Here is a 19,864-nt window from a genome sequence, read left to right on the forward strand (position 1 = left end):
TCCAACTAGACTGCTTTGATCTTACTTAACCACAGGCGGGGTCTCAAAGGTGTGGAAAGGTGCCGGTGACGGAACCGTCCACTCCAGACCTTCAGCGGCTTCCCATGGCTTGGCGGCAGCTTGCTCACCCTTGCCAGCGTAGGCCTTGAGCACCAGGTACATGAAGATCAACTGGGAAAAACCAAACCAGAAGGCACCGATCGTAGCGATCATGTGGAAATCAGTGAACTGGGTTGCATAGTCGGCATAGCGACGTGGCATACCGGCCAAGCCCAGGAAGTGCATTGGGAAGAATGTCACGTTAAACGAGATCATGCTCATCCAGAAGTGCCACTTGCCCAGACGCTCGTCATACATGCGACCGGTCCACTTTGGCAGCCAGTAGTAGGCGCCAGCGAACAGGGCAAAGAGCGAGCCGGCAACCAGTACATAGTGGAAGTGGGCAACCACGTAGTAGGTATCGTGAACCTGAATGTCGATTGGTGCCACAGACAGAATCAGGCCGGTAAAGCCACCGATCGTGAACACGAAAATAAAGCCGATCGCAAACAGCATCGGGGTTTCAAACGTCATGGAACCCTTCCACATCGTAGCAACCCAGTTAAATACCTTCACGCCGGTCGGGATCGAGATCAGCATGGTGGCGTACATAAAGTACAGCTGAGCAGTCACGGGCATACCCGTCGTGAACATGTGGTGCGCCCAAACGATAAACGACAGGATTGCAATTGACGCTGTGGCATACACCATGGAGGCATAACCGAACAGCGGCTTGCGGGCAAAGGCCGGAACGATGGCAGAAATGATGCCAAAGGCCGGCAGAATCATGATGTAGACCTCAGGGTGCCCGAAGAACCAGAAGATGTGCTGGTAGAGCACTGGGTCGCCACCCAAAGCAGCGTTAAAGAAGCCAGTACCAAAATGACGGTCTGTCAGGATCATGGTGATGGCAGCTGCCAAAACAGGCATTACCGCGATCAACAGGTACGCGGTGATGAGCCAGGTCCAGCAAAACAGCGGCATCTTCATGAGCGTCATGCCGGGGGCGCGCATGTTCAAAATCGTCACAACGATGTTGATAGCCCCCATGATCGATGAGGCACCCATGATGTGGATCGCGAAGATCGCCAAATCCATGCCCGGGCCCATTTGTAGCGATAGCGGAGCATACAGCGTCCAGCCAGCTGCAGTTGCACCGCCGGGCACAAAGAATGATGCAGTCAGAAGCACTGCAGCCACCGGCAAGAGCCAGAAACTGAAGTTATTCATCCGTGCGAAGGCCATGTCGGAGGCACCAATTTGCAACGGAATCATCCAGTTTGCAAAGCCTACAAAGGCCGGCATGATCGCTCCAAACACCATGATTAGCCCATGCATGGTGGTGAACTGGTTAAACAGCTCAGGCTGGAAAAACTGCAGCCCAGGAACAAACAGTTCCGTGCGCAGCAACAGTGCCAGCACACCCCCCTCTAAGAACATCACAAACGAGAAGATGAGATACATCGTCCCGATGTCTTTGTGGTTGGTGGCAAATAACCAACGACGCCAGCCATGAGGCGCGCCGTGGGCGTGATCATCATGGTGGCCGTGCGAGATATCTTCGCCTTTGCCTGGAATGGTATCAATGGTTACGCTACTCATGCTTCTCTCCTGACTGCCATTGGCGGTTAGAGTGCCCGATGAGGGCAATTTCTGTCTATCTTATGAACAATCTTAAAAAAACGATAGTCTTTTGGGTTTGTCACTCAAATCAGCGGGCATCACGCACTTGCGCAGGCTGCACCACGGGGTCTGTCCCCTTGCCGGCGTTGCCCCATGACTGGCGTGCATAAGTGATCACGCTGGCGAGCTCGACATCGCTTAGATTTGCATATGACTGCATCGCAGTGCCTTGCTTGCCTTTGAGCATGATTTCGATATGACCAGCCATCGGCCCCATCACGATTTGGCTGCCATCGAGCGCCGGAAACACAGGTGCGACACCCTTGCCAGTCGCCTGGTGACAAGCGACACACTGAGAAGTGTAGACGCTCTGGCCGCGGGCAACCAACTCCTCCACGGCCCATTCTTTGTTGGGATCGTCAGCCGAGGCTGTCAGCGCGGCTTGTTGTTGCTGGGCCCAGGCAACGTAGTCCTCTTGCGAGACTACCTTCACAACAATAGGCATAAATGCATGATCCTTACCGCACAGTTCAGCACACTGGCCACGGTACTCGCCGACTTGCTCCGCACGGAACCAGGTGTCCCGCAAGAAACCAGGGATCGCGTCTTGTTTGACGCCCAAATCGGGCACCATCCAGGAGTGAATCACGTCACCGGCTGTCACCACCACGCGAACTTTCTGGCCGACGGGGACAACCAGTGGATTGTCCACCTCCATCAGGTAAAACTCGCCCTTGGGCTCCAGGTTATTGATCTGAGCAGGTGGTGTTGTCAGGTTCGACAGGAAGGAGACGCCCTCGGCTGGGCCATCCATGTACTCGTAGCCCCACTTCCACTGGTACCCGGTGACTTTGACAGTCATGTCAGCGCCAGAGGTATCTTTCATGGCCACAACCGTACGGGTAGCGGGTAAGGCCATGCCGATCACGATCAGGAAAGGAATAACCGTCCAGGCAATCTCAACGCCAACGCTCTCATGGAAAGTCGCGGGCTTGGCGCCTTTGGATTTGCGGTGCGCCCAGATGGAGTAGAACATCACACCGAACACACCCACAAAGATGACCAGACAGATGATGAGCATCATCCAATGCAACCAAGCGACATCCCGGGCAATTTGGGTCACGCCCGTGGTCAGGTTAAGCTGATTGACCGCAGGCCCGCCAGGCATGTCAACTTGAGCGGCGGCAACGCCAGACATTGTTAACGCACAGGCAGCAACCAACCCTTTGAACTTCATCATGTTCACCTCGAGACAAAGCACATCGCAGCAAGCTGATATAGGCTCAGCTTTTGTCGGGCAGCTCTTACAACAAAGAGTGCCCCGATGCCAGTTATAAGTTAATGTGAATTTGTAATTAATCAATCAATCGGTGGATTATAGCCAAGGTCTAGGGCTGTAAACCATAGACAGTTACAATTCGCGCCAGTTTTGCGGGATTCCCCTACGAAAACCTTGATTTTTTTGGTGAAGTTTTGAGCAACAGCGGCCTGAAAGCACTACTCGCACGTCTAGATGATTTGGCCGCTCAAGCGCCGGCTGATGGCACTTTGCCGCTTCTAATCGGTGACAAGGTCTGCGGGCAGGTCAGCGCGAGGGCAAGCCAAGTGTTACTTGACGGCGGTTTTGTGCGGGCTCACCAAAATCAGTTGCTGATTGAAGATACTCGGGATTTGGATACCCAAATGGCGCAAATGGCGCTAGCGTTGCGCTCGGCAGGGTGTATTCCCAAGTGGCGCGGGGAGTTGCTTGATGTGTGGTGTGACAACAACGCGATCGCAGCCATCGAGCGTGGAGCAGTGCGTCCATTGGGGCTGTTAACACGGGCAGTGCATCTAAACGCATGGTCGAGAACGGGAAAGCTTTGGGTTGCGCGTCGGGCACTGGACAAAGCGACCGACCCTGGTATGTGGGATACCCTGGTGGGCGGTCTGGTTGGCCGGGGTGAAAGCGATGATCTGGCGCTTGAGCGCGAGTCAGCGGAAGAAGCGGGGCTAAGCGAGGCACAGATACAGGGGCGAGAGCCGATCCAGAGCATTTACCGCATGCGGCGCCGAGTCCCTGAAGGCTTTCAGTATGAAGAGGTGCTCACTAGCGACTGCGTGCTCGCCGATGACGTGAAGCCAAAAAATCAGGATGGCGAAGTGATGGAAATTGCCTGTTTGCCGACTGCGGACATTGAGGCAATGTTGCTTGCAGGTGAATTCACGGTTGAGGCCAGTATTGTTATTGCCCAGAGTCTGCTTGCGCGCCAGTCAAGTTAAGCAGTTCTGCGCGACCGACCTCGATTGCACGCAAACGCTGTTTGGCAACTGCTTCAATGGCTTCACGCAAGCCGTCATCATTGGCTAGCATGGATTTGAAATCCTTGGCGGTGAGCTCCAGAAGTTTGGTGTAACCGAGTGATCGCACCTCAAATTCCGTCGCGTCCTGATTAAGTAAGTACAACTCCCCAAAAAACTCTCCCGAACCAAGTTCGATGTGGGTTGCATCTGGCAACAGCACAGACACTGCGCCTGAGGCCACGAAATAAAGTGACGGGTTTGGTTTGTTGGGCCCTTGAATCAGCTGGTTAGGCAAAGTCAGCCTGGTTTTTAGTTTGCGCGTGAGCTTGCGTAGCGTCTGCTCGGGCAAGTCCGCAAGCAAAGGAACACGGTGCGCCAACTCCTCGGGCGCAAGCTCTACATCAATGGGCGGCACCTGATCGAGAAATGACCAACGGTCTTCTAGTTGCTCGAGCAGATCATCGTAAACCTCGGGGTTGATAATCGACTCCTCCAGCATTTTTCGATACCGGGAGCGTTCAAGTGTGCGCGCCAGACGGCCAAGGTAGCTTTGTTCGAGCCACTCTGCAAAGTTGGGATATTGCAAACGCAATGCTTGCATATTCTCTTCGACGCGGCTTAAACGATCGCGTAAAGCCGCCTGAATGGTATCGGCAGCACTGTCGCCAAGCATCGGCCTAATCTGACTGTTCGCGAAGGCAATAAGCCGCCTAGTCACCCAGCGCCAACCAACAAGCTCCACGAATCGTTGGCCAAGCTCTTTGCCCAATAGACCCTGTAGACCGAAGGCTTGGTGCAGGCGCAATACCAGCTTGAATGTTTTTGGGTATTGTAGTGAGCGCTCGATGGACTTTTCGAACCCTGCCATGCCGCGCGCCTTGACATCGTCTTCCATGCGTTCTGACACCGACAGCAAACGTTCTGCGGTGCGTCGATCAAAGCCCTGTTCACCCAAGCCAACCAGTATCAATTCGCTCTGCCGATTCGCGACCATCGACAGCCCAAGCCGAACGCGTTCTTGTTCATCAAACTGCCCTATTTGCGTGTCGGTGACACTGGTGATGCTGGCGTCAAACACGTCATCTATCTTGGCGCGCGCCTGGCGGCTGATTTGTTCATCAACAGCAATTCGCTTGGTCTCAGCCTGAAGGTCATTGACGGTGATCACCACTGCCTGATTGCGCAAAGCACGCTCCAGTGGTGTGAGTTTGTTTAATTCAAGAAAGTTGATAAGAGGTCGTAGCGTTAAACCATTAATCACGAGCGTTGACAACACGAATCCAGTTGCGCCAATCGCCACGAAATTGCTGATGTCATCGGAAAGAAGGTCATGCTCGGTCACTGACAAAGCCAGTGCAAGAGATAACGCTCCCCTTAAGCCACCCCAGCAGATCACGGCTTTGTAGCGGTTGTCTACCCGCGTACCCACCATGGCAGTCAGGCCTGGCAGCAATCCGTAAACAGTCACCGCACGTGCGGCCAGCGCGGCCAGCATCGTAACGAGTACGACCAACAGATCGTGCCAGGTGGCATTTGCCAGCAAGCGAGGAATCATCATGGCGGCGAACAAGAAAATCAGTGAGCTTGCCCAAAATCCAAATTGACGCCAAGACTGTGCCAGTGCATACGCAGTGGTGGGGGTCATGCGGGTACGTCCAACGGACGACACGACCAAGCCGGCAACGACGGTCGACACCACGCCAGACCAACCAAAATAATGTTCCGGAATGATGTAGGCGATATAAGCAGTGGCCACCGTTAACGAGATTTCCGCAGTTGGCCAACCACGCAGCAGGGGCAGTGCTGCACAAGCTAGACGCCCAATCAGGTAGCCACTAATCGCGCCGCCAATCATCAACTCCATGAAACTGACCAAAACAGAGCCCGTTCCCCAAGGGGCTGCAACCGAGTGCGATGCAACACCGAGCATCACGGAGTAAAGCGCAATGGCAGCGGCATCGTTTAGCAGGCTCTCGCCTTCGACAATGGTCGTTAGTCGTTTCGGCGCCCCCACTTCCTTGAAAATACTCACCACGGCAGCAGGATCGGTGGTTGCGATGATGGCGCCAAGCAGTAAACACGCGGCTAGGCTATAGCTCGAGACAAACGAAACACCCCACCCCACAAACGCCGTACATATGAAGACTGCCACCACGGCCAGCAGCAAAATGGGTGCAATGTCGTTGAACAAGCCGCGCACATTGGTGTTAAGTGCGGTTTCAAACAACAGAACTGGCAGAAACACCACCAAGATTGTCTCGGAAGGTATTTCGAATGCCTGCAGTGTTACTAGCGAATCAGCCAACCAGGCCGGTGCCCAGTCGTGTACGTGAATCAGGTAGCCCAGCAGCGCACCAACGACGGACAGCAACAGCGTTGCTGGAATCCGCAAAGCGCTTGCCAATGGTGAAAGAAAGCAGACGAGAACAAGAAGTCCCGCCAGCCCGAAGATGAGCATGTTGATCGCCATGCGCACTATGGTAGCGGGTTATTGAGAATTCGGTGTTGGTCCGAGCAATATCGAACCGATATTTTTAAGATCGCCCCGTCTAGAGTCAGGCAGCTTGCAAAGCACCGCGCATCTTCTTCAGTGCGGCGGCTTCGATCTGGCGAATGCGCTCGGCCGATACGCCAAACTCTTCGGCAAGTTCGTGCAAGGTTGGTCCGCCATCGTCGCCTAGCCAGCGTGCCGTGACGATTCGGCGTGAGCGCTCATCGAGCATCTCGAGCGCTTGCGACAGTCCCGTGGTTTGCAGGCGGTCATGGTCTTGCCGTGCCAATACCTCGGTTGGATCGTATTCGCCGTCGTCTGACAGATAGTCTATCGGGCTGAATTGATCATCGTCACCGGCTGGTGCTTGCAAAGAAAACTCGCGCCCGGTCATGCGCACTTCCATCTCGCGCACGTCTTCGGGTTTGACGCTTAGCTCGGTGGCAATATCATCAACCATCTGCGAATCCAGCGTCGTACCATCAGGGCGCATGCGGCGAAGATTGAAGAACAATTTGCGCTGAGCCTTGGTGGTAGCCACCTTGACCAAGCGCCAATTACGGATAATGAATTCGTGGATTTCGGCTTTGATCCAGTGCACGGCAAAGGACACCAGACGCACGCCGCGGTCCGGGTCAAACCGTTTGACTGCTTTCATCAGTCCAATGTTGCCTTCCTGGATCAAATCAGCATGTGCCAGGCCGTAGCCCAAGTACTGACGAGCGATTGAGACAACGAGTCGCAAGTGCGACAAAATCAAATGCCGCGCCGCATCGAGATCGTTCTTGTCGCGCAAGTCAAGCGCGTACGCCTGCTCCTGCTCGGCGCTAAGCACGGGCATGTGGTTGACTGCACTGATGTAAGCCTCAATCGATCCTAACGCGCCTGGGTTGGCGATCGCCATGGATAGAGCCTGAGGTGATACGGTCAATTCTCTAGTCATCGTGCCTTGCATGGATTGGTATGCTCCTGTCTCTTAATGCTAAGCAATATTACGGACGCTTGTTTTATGTTAGCACTCTCTCTGGAAGAGTGCTAATAAGACTTGATTTTGTCGCGAAAGTTCCGAAAATGGCGACAACGTATAGATTCAAAGGCAGGCATATATGCGATTGCCCAGGCTATTTGTGCCCGGTCAGGCTCAACTCGTGCAAGTCAGGTTCGTATCTGCGCTGGCACAGCATTGGCTCGATGATCAGTCAAAACAGCTGCTAGATGCCGTTGCAGCCTGGCTTGGCGAGTACACGAAAGCCCACCAGCTCGCGCTGCATGCTTGGTCGTTGTCGCCCACACAATTGTTATTACTGGTAACACCTCCCGACAAAAGCGCGCTCGCCGGTGTGATTCAGGCGATTGGGCGGCGTCTGGCGCCTGAGCTCAAGACTGGCAGCGTGTTCGAGGGCAGATATAAAAGTGCCCCGGTAGAGCCCCAATGGGTGCTACCCGCACAAATTTGGGTTGAGTCTGCGCCGGTCGAACAAGGCTATGCTGCCCAAGCACAGGCCTGGCCCTGGTCATCGGCAGCCGGTCATGCCGGTATTGTTGAATCAGACAGACCGTGGCTGGTCACGGTGTCAGACCATGAGCAGTATTGGCGGTGTGGCAACACGCCCTTTGACCGCCAGGCGAACTACCGGGTCAAACTGGCAGAAGGTATCTCCCTAGCTGATCGCCAGCGGATTGATCATGCTGTTGGCGGGCAGTGGGCGTTGGGATCTGAGCAATATCTGGAGCAGATTGCCAAAGTGGCTAACCGCCGGGTCGCCCCGGGCAGACGGGGGCGCCCAAGGAAATTTGACCCCGAAGATCAAAAAGTCGATTGATATCAAAAGCTAAATGATCTGTCCCTAATTTTAGACATCCCCAACGATTATGAAAATAAATGGGGACGCACCCTATTTATTTCGCTTGCATCCCACAAAATATGGGGTTATCGTCTTCTGCCGCGCTGCACCATGCGCGGTTGAACGGGAGCCAATCGCATGTCTACATTTCCTTTGACTTTTCATCCGCGTCCCCAGACTGGCCATTCGCCACAGGGACTTTATTCGCCAGCAAACGAACATGATGCCTGTGGTGTCGGTTTTGTGGCGCACATCAAAGGTCAGGCGTCCCACTCGATTATTTCGCAGGGCCTGAAAATCCTCGAGAACCTCGACCACCGCGGTGCTGTTGGTGCCGACAAGTTAATGGGGGATGGCGCCGGTATTCTGATTCAGATTCCTGATGCGCTGTATCGCGAGGAAATGGCGGCTCAAGGCGTCACCTTGCCGGCCCCAGGTGAGTACGGCGTGGCGATGGTCTTTTTGCCGAAAGAAATCGCATCGCGTTTAGCTTGTGAGCAAGCGCTCGAGCGCGAAGTCGTGGCCGAAGGCCAAGTCGTGCTCGGATGGCGTGACGTTCCTATCGACACCGACATGCCAATGTCACCCACCGTCAAAGAGTGCGAGCCCGTCATTCGCCAATTGTTTATCGGTCGCGGCGAGAACGTGATGGTGCCCGACGCTTTGGAGCGCAAGCTCTATGTAATTCGTAAAAAAGCCAGCCATGCCATCCACGCCATGAAACTGGCGCACGGTACTGAATATTTCGTGCCCTCTGTTTCTGTTCGCACAGTGGTCTACAAGGGCCTGCTGCTCGCAAATCAGGTTGGCCAGTATTACCGAGATCTAGCCGATCCGCGCACGGTCTCAGCGCTGGCATTGGTTCACCAGCGTTTCTCTACCAATACGTTCCCCGCATGGCCGCTGGCTCACCCCTATCGCATGATTGCGCATAACGGCGAAATCAACACGGTCAAGGGCAATTACAACTGGCTGCGCGCACGTGAAGGCACGATGGAATCTGCCGTGCTCGGTCAAGACCTGAGTAAGCTCTATCCGATCGTCTACGCCGGGCAATCCGACACAGCGACGTTTGATAACTGCCTTGAGTTGCTGGTGATGTCAGGCTACTCGCTTGCGCACGCCATGATGATGATGATTCCGGAAGCCTGGGAACAGCATGCACATATGGACCCTTCTAGGCGCGCGTTTTATGAATATCACGCTGCCATGATGGAGCCATGGGATGGTCCGGCTGCGGTGGCCTTCACCGATGGCAAGCAAATCGGTGCCACCCTTGACCGTAATGGGTTGCGCCCAGCGCGTTACCTGGTCACCGAAGACGACTTGGTGATCATGGCTTCCGAGGCGGGTGTGTTACCGATTGCTGAAAGCCGCATCGTTAAAAAGTGGCGCCTGCAGCCAGGCAAGATGTTCCTGATCGATCTTGAGCAGGGTCGCATTATTGATGATGAAGAAATCAAGTCACAGTTGGCCAACAGCCGCCCCTATCGTCATTGGATCGAGCGTTTGCGCATCAAGCTCGAGTCATTGCCCAAACCTGAAGCAACGGCCAAGGCCCGTCACCAGTCCAATGTCGATCGCCTTGATCGTGAACAGGCGTTTGGCTGGACGCAGGAGGATCTGAAATTCATTCTTGAGCCGATGGCGCAAAGCGGTGAAGAGGCCACAGGTTCGATGGGCAACGATGCACCTTTGGCAGTTCTGTCGGATCGACCAAAGCCGTTCTATAACTATTTCCGCCAAATGTTCGCGCAGGTGACCAATCCACCGATTGACCCAATTCGCGAACAACTGGTGATGTCTCTTGTTTCCTTTATCGGGCCCAAGCCTAATCTGCTCGATATCAACAACGTCAATCCGCCGCTGCGCCTTGAAATCGCTCAGCCAGTCCTCGATGAAGACGCGATGACGCAGATTCGTGACGTCGAAGTCTACACAGGTAACAAGTTCCGTAGTTACGAGCTTGATATCACTTACCCCAGCGCATGGGGTGCAGAGGGTATTGAGGCCAGACTCGCAGCGCTGTGTGCTTCTGCCGCGGATGCCGTTGAAAGTGGTTTTAATGTGCTGATCATTTCAGATCGCTTGGTTGACAAAGACCGGGTCGCTATCCCTGCGCTGTTGGCCACCTCCGCGATCCACCAGCATTTGATCAGTCGCGGCTTACGCACTCGCACAGGCCTGGTGGTTGAAACCGGTTCGGCTCGCGAGGTGCATCACTTCGCCCTGCTTGGCGGGTTCGGTGCCGAGGCCATCCATCCTTACCTTGCGCTTGAGGCGATCCGTTCCATGTCGGACGACAGTGACAAGGCAGTGGCTAATTTCATCAAAGCGATTGGCAAGGGTTTGAACAAAGTGATGTCCAAGATGGGCATTTCGACGTTCATGTCGTATTGTGGCGCCCAGATCTTTGAAGCGGTCGGTTTGCATGACTCATTGATCAAGAAGTATTTCCCCGGTACATCAAGCTCGATCGGTGGTGTGAATGTGTTTGAGGTGGCGCAAGAGGCATTGCGTGCACATCATGCTGCGTTTAGCAAAGACCCAGTGCTTGCCAATGCACTGGACGCCGGCGGTGATTATGCTTATCGGGTGCGTGGTGAGCAGCATATGTGGACGCCAGACTCAATAGCCAAACTGCAGCACTCCACACGATCGAACAGCTACAGCACCTACAAGGAATACGCGCAGCTCATCAACGATCAGAGCAAGCGTCACATGACCTTGCGCGGTTTGTTCGAGTTCCGGTTCGACCCGGCGCAAGCAATCCCACTTGATGAGGTGGAACCGGCCAAAGAGATCGTCAAGCGCTTTGCGACTGGTGCAATGTCTTTGGGTTCCATTTCGACGGAGGCTCACTCGGTTTTGGCTGTTGCGATGAACCGCATTGGTGGCAAGTCCAATACGGGTGAGGGTGGCGAGGATGAATTGCGCTACCGCAGTGAGTTGCAAACCGGCAAAAGCGATATCAAGGATGGCGACACACTGGCTTCGGTGCTCGGTGCTGAGCGCATCGAAGCAGATGTGGCTTTGAAAGCGGGAGACTCGTTGCGCTCACGTATCAAGCAAGTCGCCTCGGGGCGCTTTGGCGTGAATCCCGAGTATCTGGCGAGTGCCGATCAGATTCAGATCAAGATGGCTCAAGGTGCCAAGCCTGGCGAAGGTGGCCAGCTGCCTGGTCATAAAGTGTCTGAGTACATCGCCAAGCTCCGTTGTTCGGTACCAGGTGTTGGTTTGATTTCGCCACCACCGCACCACGACATTTACTCAATTGAAGACTTGGCGCAATTGATTCATGACCTTAAAAACGCCAATCCGCGCGCTTCGATCTCGGTGAAATTAGTCTCGGAAGTAGGCGTTGGCACCGTGGCAGCTGGCGTGGCCAAGGCCAAGTCTGATCATGTGGTGATTGCAGGCCATGACGGCGGCACGGGTGCTTCGCCGATCTCATCGATCAAACATGCGGGTACCCCTTGGGAGCTTGGCTTGGCTGAGACCCAACAGACCTTGGTGATCAATCGTTTGCGTAGTCGCATTCGAGTTCAGGCTGACGGTCAAATGAAGACCGGTCGTGATGTGGTGATCGGCGCCTTGCTAGGTGCTGATGAGTTTGGGTTTGCGACTGCACCACTGGTGGTCGAAGGCTGTATCATGATGCGCAAGTGTCATTTGAATACGTGTCCTGTCGGCGTGGCGACCCAAGATCCGGTGTTGCGCAAGAAATTCCAGGGCAAACCAGAGCATGTGGTTAATTATTTCTTCTTTGTCGCTGAAGAAGTACGTGAAATCATGGCTCAATTGGGCATACGCAAGTTTGATGAGCTCATTGGTCGCACCGATTTGCTGGACACAAGGGCTGGCATTGACCACTGGAAAGCCCACGGGCTGGATTTCACCAAGGTGTTCTATCAGCCAGTCACTGATGAGCCACGTTATCAAGTGCTCGAGCAAGACCATGGTCTTGACGGTGCCCTAGACCATCAGTTGATCGAGCGCAGTAAGCCTGCGATTGAGAAAGGCGAGAAAGTTTCCTTCATCGTTCCGGTGCGTAATCGCAACCGCAGCGTGGGTGCCATGTTGTCCGGTGAGATTGCGCGCCGCCATGGTGAAGATGGTCTGGCTGATGATTCAATTCACATTCAGTTCAATGGCAGTGCCGGGCAGAGTTTTGGTGCATTCCTTGCTCACGGTGTGACATTTGATTTGGTTGGTGAGGGCAACGACTACGTTGGCAAGGGCTTGGCGGGTGGTCGAATCATTGTCCGAAGCCCCAACGATTTCCGTGGCTTCGGTCCTGAGCACATCATCGTGGGTAACACGGTGTTGTACGGCGCAACCGCCGGGCAAGCCTACCTGAGTGGCGTTGCTGGCGAGCGGTTTGCGGTTCGTAACTCAGGTGCGGCTGCTGTGATTGAAGGCACGGGCGATCACGGCTGTGAGTACATGACTGGTGGAACGGTGGTAGTGCTTGGGTCAACGGGCCGTAATTTTGCTGCCGGTATGTCTGGTGGTGTGGCCTATGTCTATGACCCTGAGCGTCGCTTTAAGGATTGTTGCAACATGGCCATGGTTGACCTAGAGCCGGTGATGTCTGCGGCTGAGCAAAAGGACAAGGTCGGGATGGATACTTGGCACAGCATGGTGCGTGGTGCTGAGCGTGAGACCGATGAGGTCATTTTGAAGCGTTTGGTTGAAGATCACTTCCGATATACGGGTAGCTTCCGCGCACGCGACATCCTGAGTAACTGGACGGCGTCTAGAGGGCTATTCGTAAAAGTAATGCCCAAGGAATATCGTCGCGCCTTGGCTGAACTCTGGCAAAACGCCAACCCGGCTTCCAAAGCCGCTTGATTGGGGACATGACATGGGAAAGGTAACTGGATTTCTTGAACTCAAGCGCTTGAAAGAAGCAAGCCAGGCGCCAGAGGTTCGCATCAAACACTGGAGTGAGTTTGTTGATCGCTTAAGCGATGATGAGGCGAGCAAGCAGGGTGCGCGTTGCATGGATTGCGGCATACCATTCTGTAACAACGGCTGCCCGGTCAACAACATCATTCCTGATTGGAATGACTTGGTCTATCGCCAGCAGTGGCGCGAGGCGCTTGATGTGCTGCACTCGACCAATAATTTCCCCGAGTTCACTGGGCGGATTTGTCCGGCGCCGTGTGAGGCGGCCTGTACGCTAAACATCAATAATGATCCTGTGGGCATCAAGTCCATTGAGCATGCCATTATCGATAAGGGCTGGGAAGAGGGTTGGGTCGTGCCACAACCGCCAGCGCAACGCACCGGCAAGAAAGTAGCGGTGGTGGGCTCAGGGCCAGCTGGCTTGGCTGCAGCTCAGCAGCTTGCGCGCGCAGGGCACGAGGTGACCGTATTTGAAAAGCAAGACCGCATTGGTGGTTTGCTGCGCTATGGCATTCCAGACTTCAAAATGGAAAAGCATTTGATTGACCAGCGAGTGGTGCAAATGCAGGCCGAAGGGGTTACCTTTTGCCCGTCTACCTACATTGGGTCGCCAGATGATCCATCGGCCAATGGCCTTAACGTCAAGACGCCGGCAGACCTAGATGCTGAGTTTGACGCCATCGTGCTATCTGGGGGTTGCGAGGTACCGCGTGATTTGCCCGTACCGGGACGCGAGCTCGAGGGTGTGATGTATGCCATGGATTTCTTGCGCCCACAAAACAAGGTTGTGGCTGGTGACAAGATTTCTGGGCAAGTGCTGGCCAAAGACAAGCATGTGGTCGTTATTGGAGGGGGCGATACAGGATCCGATTGTGTGGGTACAAGCAATCGTCATGGCGCGGCATCTGTGACGCAGATCGAACTCATGCCCAAGCCCCCTGAGCACGAGAACAAAGAAATGACCTGGCCGTATTGGCCGGCGAAATTGCGCACGTCTTCGTCGCACGAGGAAGGTGCTGATCGTGACTGGGCAATTACGACTAAGCATATTGAAGGTAGCAAAGGTAAGGTAACCAAGATCAAGGCTGCCCGTGTTCAGTGGGAGCGCGATGAGACCACCGGTCAGTTCAAGATGAAAGAAGTGCCCGGATCCGAGTTTGATATCAAGGCTGATTTGGTGCTCTTGGCGATGGGCTTTGTTTCGCCGGTGGCTGACGTACTCAAATCCTTCGGTGTGGATGTCGATGGTCGTGGCAACGCCCGGGCCAACACTGAGGACTATCGCACCAGCGTTGACAAGGTATTTGCTGCGGGTGATATGCGTCGTGGACAGTCCTTGGTTGTTTGGGCGATCAGAGAGGGTCGTCAATGTGCCCGTGCCGTGGATGAGTTCTTGATGGGTGTCACGGAGCTGCCTCGCTAATCGGCTTGCAGGCGGGCGATACAATCTACTCATGACATCGCCCGCCGATTCTTCTTCTACCCGCTTTACGTCCGAAACCAAGACCGTGCTTGATTTTGAGCGGGTGACCTTGGCCTATGGCGATTTCACTGTGTTGGCAGACCTATCGATGTCGGTGCGTGCCAGTGAAGTCGTTGCTGTCATGGGTGGCTCGGGATCTGGCAAAACGACGTTAATGCGGGCGGCGACCGGGCAGCTTGGTGTGAAGTCCGGTGAACTCAAGGTCTTTGGGCACCCGCTGTCTGGCATCGGTCGTGTGGAGTTAGAGCGTTTGCGGCAGCGCATGGGCGTTTTGTTTCAGCATGGCGCCCTATTTACTGACCTCGATGTGTTTGAAAACGTTGCCTTCCCGCTAAGGGAGCATACGCGTTTGAATGAGGCTGAGATCGCCGATAAGGTGCTACACAACCTCGAAGCGGTGGGCTTGCGCGCAGCGGCACACTTGAAGCTGTCGGAAGTCTCCGGTGGAATGGCCAGGCGTGTGGCATTGGCCAGGGCCATTGTGCGTGAGCCTGAGCTGGTTTTTTACGACGAGCCATTTGCTGGGCTTGACCCGATCTCCATGGGTGTCGCGGCTCGCTTGATACGAAGCCTTTCGGATAAGCTCGGCTGCGCCTCTGTGGTGATTACCCACGATGTGCCGGAGTCGTTTGAAATTGCTGATACCGTTTACATCGTTGGACAAGGGAAACTGAAAGCCAGCGGTTCGCCTGAAAGCCTGAATGAATCCACAGACCCTTACGTGCGGCAGTTTCTTGATGGTGCGCCAGATGGTCCGGTCGCTTTCGATTATCCATTGACCGATGCATTTGAGAAGTGGTGTCAAACCAAGGGAGTCAAGCCATGAACATGGTGGATAAGCTTGGCTTGACCGGCGCCTTTGTACGCCGACAGTTAGTTGTATTGGGACAGTTGGCGCGGTTTTTTGTGCAGCTGGTGATGCGCACCGGCGTGATTGTTAAGCGTCCTGGGCTGGTCATCCAGCAAATTCATTTCATCGGCAACTATTCGTTGTTGATTATTGCAGTCTCGGGCCTATTCGTTGGATTTGTTCTCGGGCTACAAGGCTATTACACACTCAACCGCTATGGTTCGGAGGAGGCCTTGGGACTGCTTGTGGCCTTGTCGCTGGTGCGAGAGCTCGGCCCGGTCATCACGGCCTTGTTGTTTGCTGGTCGAGCCGGCACGTCGCTGACAGCCGAAATTGGTTTAATGAAGGCAGGCGAACAAATAGCAGCCATGGACGTGATGGCCGTTGATCCAATCAGGCGCGTGTTGGCGCCGCGGTTTCTCGGCGGGGTGATCGCCATGCCGGTCTTGGCCGCAGTATTCTCCATGGTTGGGATCATCGGTGGCTGGATTGTCGGTGTCTTGCTAATAGGGATTGATTCAGGTGCTTTCTGGTCGCAGATGCAAGATGGCGTGGATGTGTTTGACGATGTCTTGAACGGGGCTATCAAGAGTGTTGTCTTCGGTGTGGCGGTAACCTTGATCGCATTGTTCGAGGGCTGGCAGTGCAAGCCCACGCCGGAGGGGGTTTCACGCGCCACGACGCGAACAGTGGTAGCGGGTTCACTCGTGGTTCTTGGTCTGGACTTTGTTCTGACTGCGTTAATGTTTAGCAACTGATGTTTAGCAACTGATGCGTGTTATTGGGGGTCAGGCTCTATGAGCAACCATAAGATCGATGTTTGGGTAGGGCTCTTTGTTCTGCTTGGAATTCTGGCGTTGGTATTTCTAGCGTTACGCGCAGGCAATCTCAGTAGCTTTTCCTTTGCCCAGAGTTATGCTGTGCAGGCCAAGTTCGACAATATTGGTGGCCTGAAGGTGCGCGCCCCCGTTAAAAGTGCAGGCGTGGTCGTTGGGCGGGTGTCTGACATTCGGTTTGACAATCAAACCTATCAAGCCGAGGTGACATTTGATATCGACAAGTCTTTTGAGTTTCCGGCTGACACTTCAGCAAGCATCCTGACCTCGGGCTTGCTCGGTGAGCAATATATCGGACTTGATGCCGGGGGGGATGATCAGATGTTGGCTGCTGGCGACTCGATTACACTGACACAAAGTGCGGTGGTGCTAGAGCGGCTGATCAGTCAATTCCTCTACGGTACGGCAGAAAAGGAAGGGGCAGCAGAGTAAATCTGTTGCGAGGCAGAATTTATGGCGATGACGCAAATTAAACGGTTGATGTTGGCTGCTTCGGTGCTGGTGTTGGCTGGCTGTGCCAGCACAAAAGGCCCGGAAAACCCAGCCGATCCCTGGGAAGGCATGAACCGCGGCACGTTTGCGTTTAACGAGGCTGTCGATGACGCTGTGCTTACGCCGATTGCTGAGCTGTACGCTTTCATCACACCGCGCCCGGTTCGCACCTGTATTCGCAACATGTACCTAAACCTCGGTGAGATCTGGTCTGCGATTAACAGCGCACTACAGCAACGCCACTTTGACGCCATCAACACCACCGGGCGGTTCATGTTGAACACCACCATGGGTCTTGGGGGGTGTATCGACGTAGCTAGCATGAACGGGCAGCCGCGCATCGAGAATGACTTTGGTATTACCTTGGGTGTTTGGGGTGTTCCCCAGGGGCCGTATTTGGTGCTGCCTTTGCTTGGCGCCAGTTCAGTTCGCGATGGTGTGGGCACGGTGGTTGATTTCGGGGGCGACCAGCTCGATACGATTGGTTTGATCCCCAATGTGCGCCTGCGCAACTCATTGTGGGGGCTTGAGGTGGTGGTTCGTCGAGAAGCTTTGCTGACTGTCACAGACACCATTGATCGAACAGCGCTTGACCCATACAGCTTTATTCGTGACGCCTACCTGCAGCGCCGAGCCGCGATGGTGAGCGATGACCCTGACGCACAGGCGCTACCGGATTATCAAGATTATGCAGATGTTGAGGCTGATGAAAAAGCGCTTGGCATCACTAAGGAGAAGGATCGATGAATAGCGCGGCATTGCTGAACGACTCGGACAGATTCTTTGGTTTGTCCAAACATCTGCGACTCGTGACGGTGTTTCTGGCAAGTCTGCTGTTGTGCGTAACGGCCATGGCCAAGCCCAATCCTCAGGATGACCCACCCAAGTTTGTGCAGGACGTTGCCGATGAATTGTTGGTTGTTCTAAAAAGTGATCCTCAGGTCAGACAACAAAACGTGGCACGCATTAATGAGGTTGTCGAGCAGTACATCATGCCTTACGTCGATTTTGAGCGCACCACACGACTTGCGGCTGGAAAGTACTGGCGCCAAGCTACCCCAGAGCAACGACAGGCACTTTCTGAGGCATTTAAAAACACGCTAATTCGTACTTACAGCGGTGCTTTGACGAAAGTTGACAATGGCACCAATATGGAAGTGCTGCCCTACCGGGCCGAGGCGGATGCCAAGGATGTCGTGGTCCGCTCAAACGTTGTTCAAGGCGCCAATACCCAGCCGATTCGAGTCGATTACCGACTGCGGTTGGAGCCCGAGGGTTGGCGCATCTATGATCTGAACGTTGAAAACGTGTGGCTAATTCAAAACTATCGCAACCAGTTCGCCCAGGAAATCAATCGATCCGGCATTGATGGGTTAATTGCAGCGCTAAACCAGCGCAACTCTCAAAACTAGAATATGTCATCCGCAGCAATCGAATTTGAGCACGTCTATAAAACTTACCAGCCCGCAGTCAAACATTGGTGGCAGCGCTTTACCAATCGCTCGCATGGTGAAGGTTTCAAGGCACTTCATGATGTCAGCCTGCGTATTGAGTACGGAGAGTTTTTTGGGTTGCTTGGCCCGAACGGCGCTGGTAAAACCTCGCTGATTTCCATTCTTGCGGGTCTTTCATATGCAACCGAGGGCCGAGCTCGTGTTTGCGGACATGACGTGGTCAATGATTTCCGGGCTTCTCGGCGAGCACTTGGCGTTGTTCCACAAGAGCTCGTGTACGACCCATTCTTTACCGTGATGGAGACCTTGCGTATACAGTCCGGTTATTTCGGTCTGCATCGCAATGACGACTGGATTGAGGAAGTGCTTCATCACCTCGGTCTTTCAGACAAGATGCACGCCAACATGCGAGCGTTATCTGGTGGCATGAAGCGCAGAGTGCTAGTTGCTCAGGCACTGGTGCACCGGCCCCCGGTAATCGTGTTGGATGAACCAACAGCAGGCGTTGATGTCGATTTACGTCGTAGCTTGTGGGAGTTCATATCGCGGCTGAATCGGGAGGGTCACACGATACTGCTGACCACGCATTACCTGGAAGAGGCCGAAGCCTTGTGCGGGCGTATCGCCATGCTCAAGCGTGGTCAGATCGTTGCGTTAGATACCACCGATGCGTTGCTCGCGCGAGTCGGTGGTGCTGGACTCGAGGAGGCGTTTGTGCAGATCATGCGCCAGGAAAATCAGGCAGCAGGCACAGCCCTATGAAAGAGATCAGTTCGATGGTGGCTTCAATTCCAGGCCGATCCGGGTTCTATACCCTCCTGTACAAAGAGCTGTTGCGGTTTTGGCGGGTGGCGTTTCAGACGATCGCTGCGCCCGTGATGACCGCCTTGCTTTATTTGATTGTGTTTGTTCAAGTGCTTCAAGACCGTGTCAAAGTCTATGATGCGATTCCTTATACCGAGTTTCTGATCCCAGGCTTGATGATGATGAGCATGCTGCAAAATGCTTTTGCCAATCCATCCTCTTCGTTGATTCAAAGCCGGGTGACGGGCAATCTGGTGTTTGTGCTGCTCACACCGATTTCCACGCGCGAGTTTTTTACGGCTTATGTGTTGGCCGCGGTCGTTCGTGGCCTGGCTGTCGGGCTAACGGTTTGGCTGGTATCCATGCTGTTTATTCCCATCCCGGTGACCTCGGTTATTTGGGTGTTGGTTTTTGGGGTGTTGGGCAGTGCCATGCTGGGCATCTTGGGATTGATTGCCGGCCTTTGGTCAGAGAAGTTTGATCAAATGGCGGCGTTCCAGAACTTTTTGATCATGCCATTGACGTTTTTGTCAGGGGTTTTTTATTCGGTGCATAGCCTGCCACCGTTTTGGCAGGCTGTGTCGCATTGGAATCCGATTTTTTATACCATTGACGGCTTCCGATACGGATTTTTTGGTGTGTCGGATAGTTCGCCCTGGCTAAGCCTTGCAGTAGTCGCCGGGTTTTTTATGGTCTTGACCATCATCGCAATCAGGCTGCTCGATAGCGGCTATAAACTCAGAACTTAGTGGAG

Annotated in this window: 15 protein-coding genes; 11 read left to right on the forward strand and 4 right to left on the reverse strand. The window is 54.2% G+C overall.

What is annotated here, in order from left to right:
- Nucleotides 1-21 precede the first annotated feature (21 nt).
- On the reverse strand, nt 22-1,641 hold the full coding sequence (gene ctaD / locus DHf2319_RS01255) for a cytochrome c oxidase subunit I (RefSeq protein WP_243479003.1): 1,620 nt from the start codon (nt 1,639-1,641) through the stop codon (nt 22-24).
- A gap of 109 nt (nt 1,642-1,750) precedes the next feature.
- Nucleotides 1,751-2,902 (reverse strand): cytochrome c oxidase subunit II, encoded by a 1,152-nt coding sequence (gene coxB, locus DHf2319_RS01260; RefSeq protein WP_243479004.1) that lies wholly within the window; start codon nt 2,900-2,902, stop codon nt 1,751-1,753.
- Nucleotides 2,903-3,135: 233 nt separating this feature from the next.
- Here coxB and DHf2319_RS01265 point away from each other — a divergent pair, with 233 nt between their 5' ends.
- Nucleotides 3,136-3,924: an NUDIX hydrolase gene (locus DHf2319_RS01265; RefSeq protein WP_243479005.1), complete on the forward strand. Its 789-nt coding sequence runs from the start codon at nt 3,136-3,138 to the stop codon at nt 3,922-3,924.
- Here DHf2319_RS01265 and DHf2319_RS01270 read toward each other — a convergent pair.
- Nucleotides 3,887-6,403 carry a cation:proton antiporter gene (locus tag DHf2319_RS01270; RefSeq protein ID WP_243479006.1) on the reverse strand — a complete coding sequence of 839 codons (2,517 nt, stop codon included), beginning with the start codon at nt 6,401-6,403 and terminating at the stop codon, nt 3,887-3,889. The genes DHf2319_RS01265 and DHf2319_RS01270 overlap by 38 nt on opposite strands.
- Before the next feature lie 97 nt (nt 6,404-6,500).
- Nucleotides 6,501-7,379 (reverse strand): RNA polymerase sigma factor RpoH, encoded by an 879-nt coding sequence (gene rpoH / locus DHf2319_RS01275; protein ID WP_243479007.1) that lies wholly within the window; start codon nt 7,377-7,379, stop codon nt 6,501-6,503.
- A 163-nt stretch (nt 7,380-7,542) separates the two neighbouring features.
- Between rpoH and DHf2319_RS01280 the strand changes: the two genes are divergently transcribed.
- The 10 genes from DHf2319_RS01280 to DHf2319_RS01325 all read left to right on the forward strand — a co-directional run bounded on the left by DHf2319_RS01280 (nt 7,543) and on the right by DHf2319_RS01325 (nt 19,859).
- The gene (locus DHf2319_RS01280; RefSeq protein WP_243479008.1) at nt 7,543-8,259 is read left to right on the forward strand and encodes a hypothetical protein; all 717 of its coding nucleotides are present in this window, start codon (nt 7,543-7,545) and stop codon (nt 8,257-8,259) included.
- 159 nt (nt 8,260-8,418) lie between these two features.
- A complete protein-coding gene (locus tag DHf2319_RS01285) occupies nt 8,419-13,134 on the forward strand; it encodes a glutamate synthase-related protein (RefSeq protein WP_243479009.1) in 4,716 nt (1,571 codons plus the stop codon).
- A 13-nt stretch (nt 13,135-13,147) separates the two neighbouring features.
- Nucleotides 13,148-14,614 (forward strand): glutamate synthase subunit beta, encoded by a 1,467-nt coding sequence (locus tag DHf2319_RS01290; RefSeq protein WP_243479010.1) that lies wholly within the window; start codon nt 13,148-13,150, stop codon nt 14,612-14,614.
- Nucleotides 14,615-14,645: 31 nt separating this feature from the next.
- Nucleotides 14,646-15,500 (forward strand): ABC transporter ATP-binding protein, encoded by an 855-nt coding sequence (locus tag DHf2319_RS01295; RefSeq protein WP_243479011.1) that lies wholly within the window; start codon nt 14,646-14,648, stop codon nt 15,498-15,500.
- Nucleotides 15,497-16,282 (forward strand): lipid asymmetry maintenance ABC transporter permease subunit MlaE, encoded by a 786-nt coding sequence (gene mlaE / locus DHf2319_RS01300; RefSeq protein ID WP_243479012.1) that lies wholly within the window; start codon nt 15,497-15,499, stop codon nt 16,280-16,282. Before DHf2319_RS01295 ends, mlaE begins: the two co-directional genes overlap by 4 nt.
- Nucleotides 16,283-16,321: 39 nt before the next feature.
- Nucleotides 16,322-16,792, forward strand: coding sequence for an outer membrane lipid asymmetry maintenance protein MlaD (gene mlaD, locus DHf2319_RS01305; RefSeq protein WP_243479013.1), 471 nt, complete (start codon nt 16,322-16,324; stop codon nt 16,790-16,792).
- A gap of 21 nt (nt 16,793-16,813) precedes the next feature.
- On the forward strand, nt 16,814-17,599 hold the full coding sequence (locus DHf2319_RS01310) for an MlaA family lipoprotein (protein WP_243479014.1): 786 nt from the start codon (nt 16,814-16,816) through the stop codon (nt 17,597-17,599).
- Entirely contained in the window at nt 17,596-18,264 is a 669-nt protein-coding gene (locus DHf2319_RS01315) for an MlaC/ttg2D family ABC transporter substrate-binding protein (RefSeq protein WP_243479015.1), read from the forward strand. The genes DHf2319_RS01310 and DHf2319_RS01315 overlap by 4 nt, the downstream gene beginning before the upstream one ends.
- Nucleotides 18,265-18,267: 3 nt before the next feature.
- A complete protein-coding gene (locus DHf2319_RS01320; protein ID WP_243479016.1) occupies nt 18,268-19,068 on the forward strand; it encodes an ABC transporter ATP-binding protein in 801 nt (266 codons plus the stop codon).
- The gene (locus DHf2319_RS01325) at nt 19,065-19,859 is read left to right on the forward strand and encodes an ABC transporter permease (protein ID WP_243479017.1); all 795 of its coding nucleotides are present in this window, start codon (nt 19,065-19,067) and stop codon (nt 19,857-19,859) included. The genes DHf2319_RS01320 and DHf2319_RS01325 overlap by 4 nt, the downstream gene beginning before the upstream one ends.
- Nucleotides 19,860-19,864 lie beyond the last annotated feature (5 nt).

The organism is Orrella daihaiensis (assembly GCF_022811525.1).
Taxonomy (GTDB): Bacteria; Pseudomonadota; Gammaproteobacteria; order Burkholderiales; family Burkholderiaceae_B; genus Algicoccus; species Algicoccus daihaiensis.

What these genes read in the sequence shown, in the direction of transcription:
- ctaD (WP_243479003.1), bottom strand. Translation starts at nt 1,641, where the DNA reads ATGAGTAGCGTAACCATTGATACCATTCCAGGCAAAGGCGAAGATATC.
- coxB (WP_243479004.1), bottom strand. Translation starts at nt 2,902, where the DNA reads ATGATGAAGTTCAAAGGGTTGGTTGCTGCCTGTGCGTTAACAATGTCT.
- DHf2319_RS01270 (WP_243479006.1), bottom strand. Translation starts at nt 6,403, where the DNA reads ATGCTCATCTTCGGGCTGGCGGGACTTCTTGTTCTCGTCTGCTTTCTT.
- rpoH (WP_243479007.1), bottom strand. Translation starts at nt 7,379, where the DNA reads ATGACTAGAGAATTGACCGTATCACCTCAGGCTCTATCCATGGCGATC.
- DHf2319_RS01280 (WP_243479008.1), top strand. Translation starts at nt 7,543, where the DNA reads ATGCGATTGCCCAGGCTATTTGTGCCCGGTCAGGCTCAACTCGTGCAA.
- DHf2319_RS01285 (WP_243479009.1), top strand. Translation starts at nt 8,419, where the DNA reads ATGTCTACATTTCCTTTGACTTTTCATCCGCGTCCCCAGACTGGCCAT.
- DHf2319_RS01290 (WP_243479010.1), top strand. Translation starts at nt 13,148, where the DNA reads ATGGGAAAGGTAACTGGATTTCTTGAACTCAAGCGCTTGAAAGAAGCA.
- DHf2319_RS01295 (WP_243479011.1), top strand. Translation starts at nt 14,646, where the DNA reads ATGACATCGCCCGCCGATTCTTCTTCTACCCGCTTTACGTCCGAAACC.
- mlaE (WP_243479012.1), top strand. Translation starts at nt 15,497, where the DNA reads ATGAACATGGTGGATAAGCTTGGCTTGACCGGCGCCTTTGTACGCCGA.
- mlaD (WP_243479013.1), top strand. Translation starts at nt 16,322, where the DNA reads ATGAGCAACCATAAGATCGATGTTTGGGTAGGGCTCTTTGTTCTGCTT.
- DHf2319_RS01310 (WP_243479014.1), top strand. Translation starts at nt 16,814, where the DNA reads ATGGCGATGACGCAAATTAAACGGTTGATGTTGGCTGCTTCGGTGCTG.
- DHf2319_RS01315 (WP_243479015.1), top strand. Translation starts at nt 17,596, where the DNA reads ATGAATAGCGCGGCATTGCTGAACGACTCGGACAGATTCTTTGGTTTG.
- DHf2319_RS01320 (WP_243479016.1), top strand. Translation starts at nt 18,268, where the DNA reads ATGTCATCCGCAGCAATCGAATTTGAGCACGTCTATAAAACTTACCAG.
- DHf2319_RS01325 (WP_243479017.1), top strand. Translation starts at nt 19,065, where the DNA reads ATGAAAGAGATCAGTTCGATGGTGGCTTCAATTCCAGGCCGATCCGGG.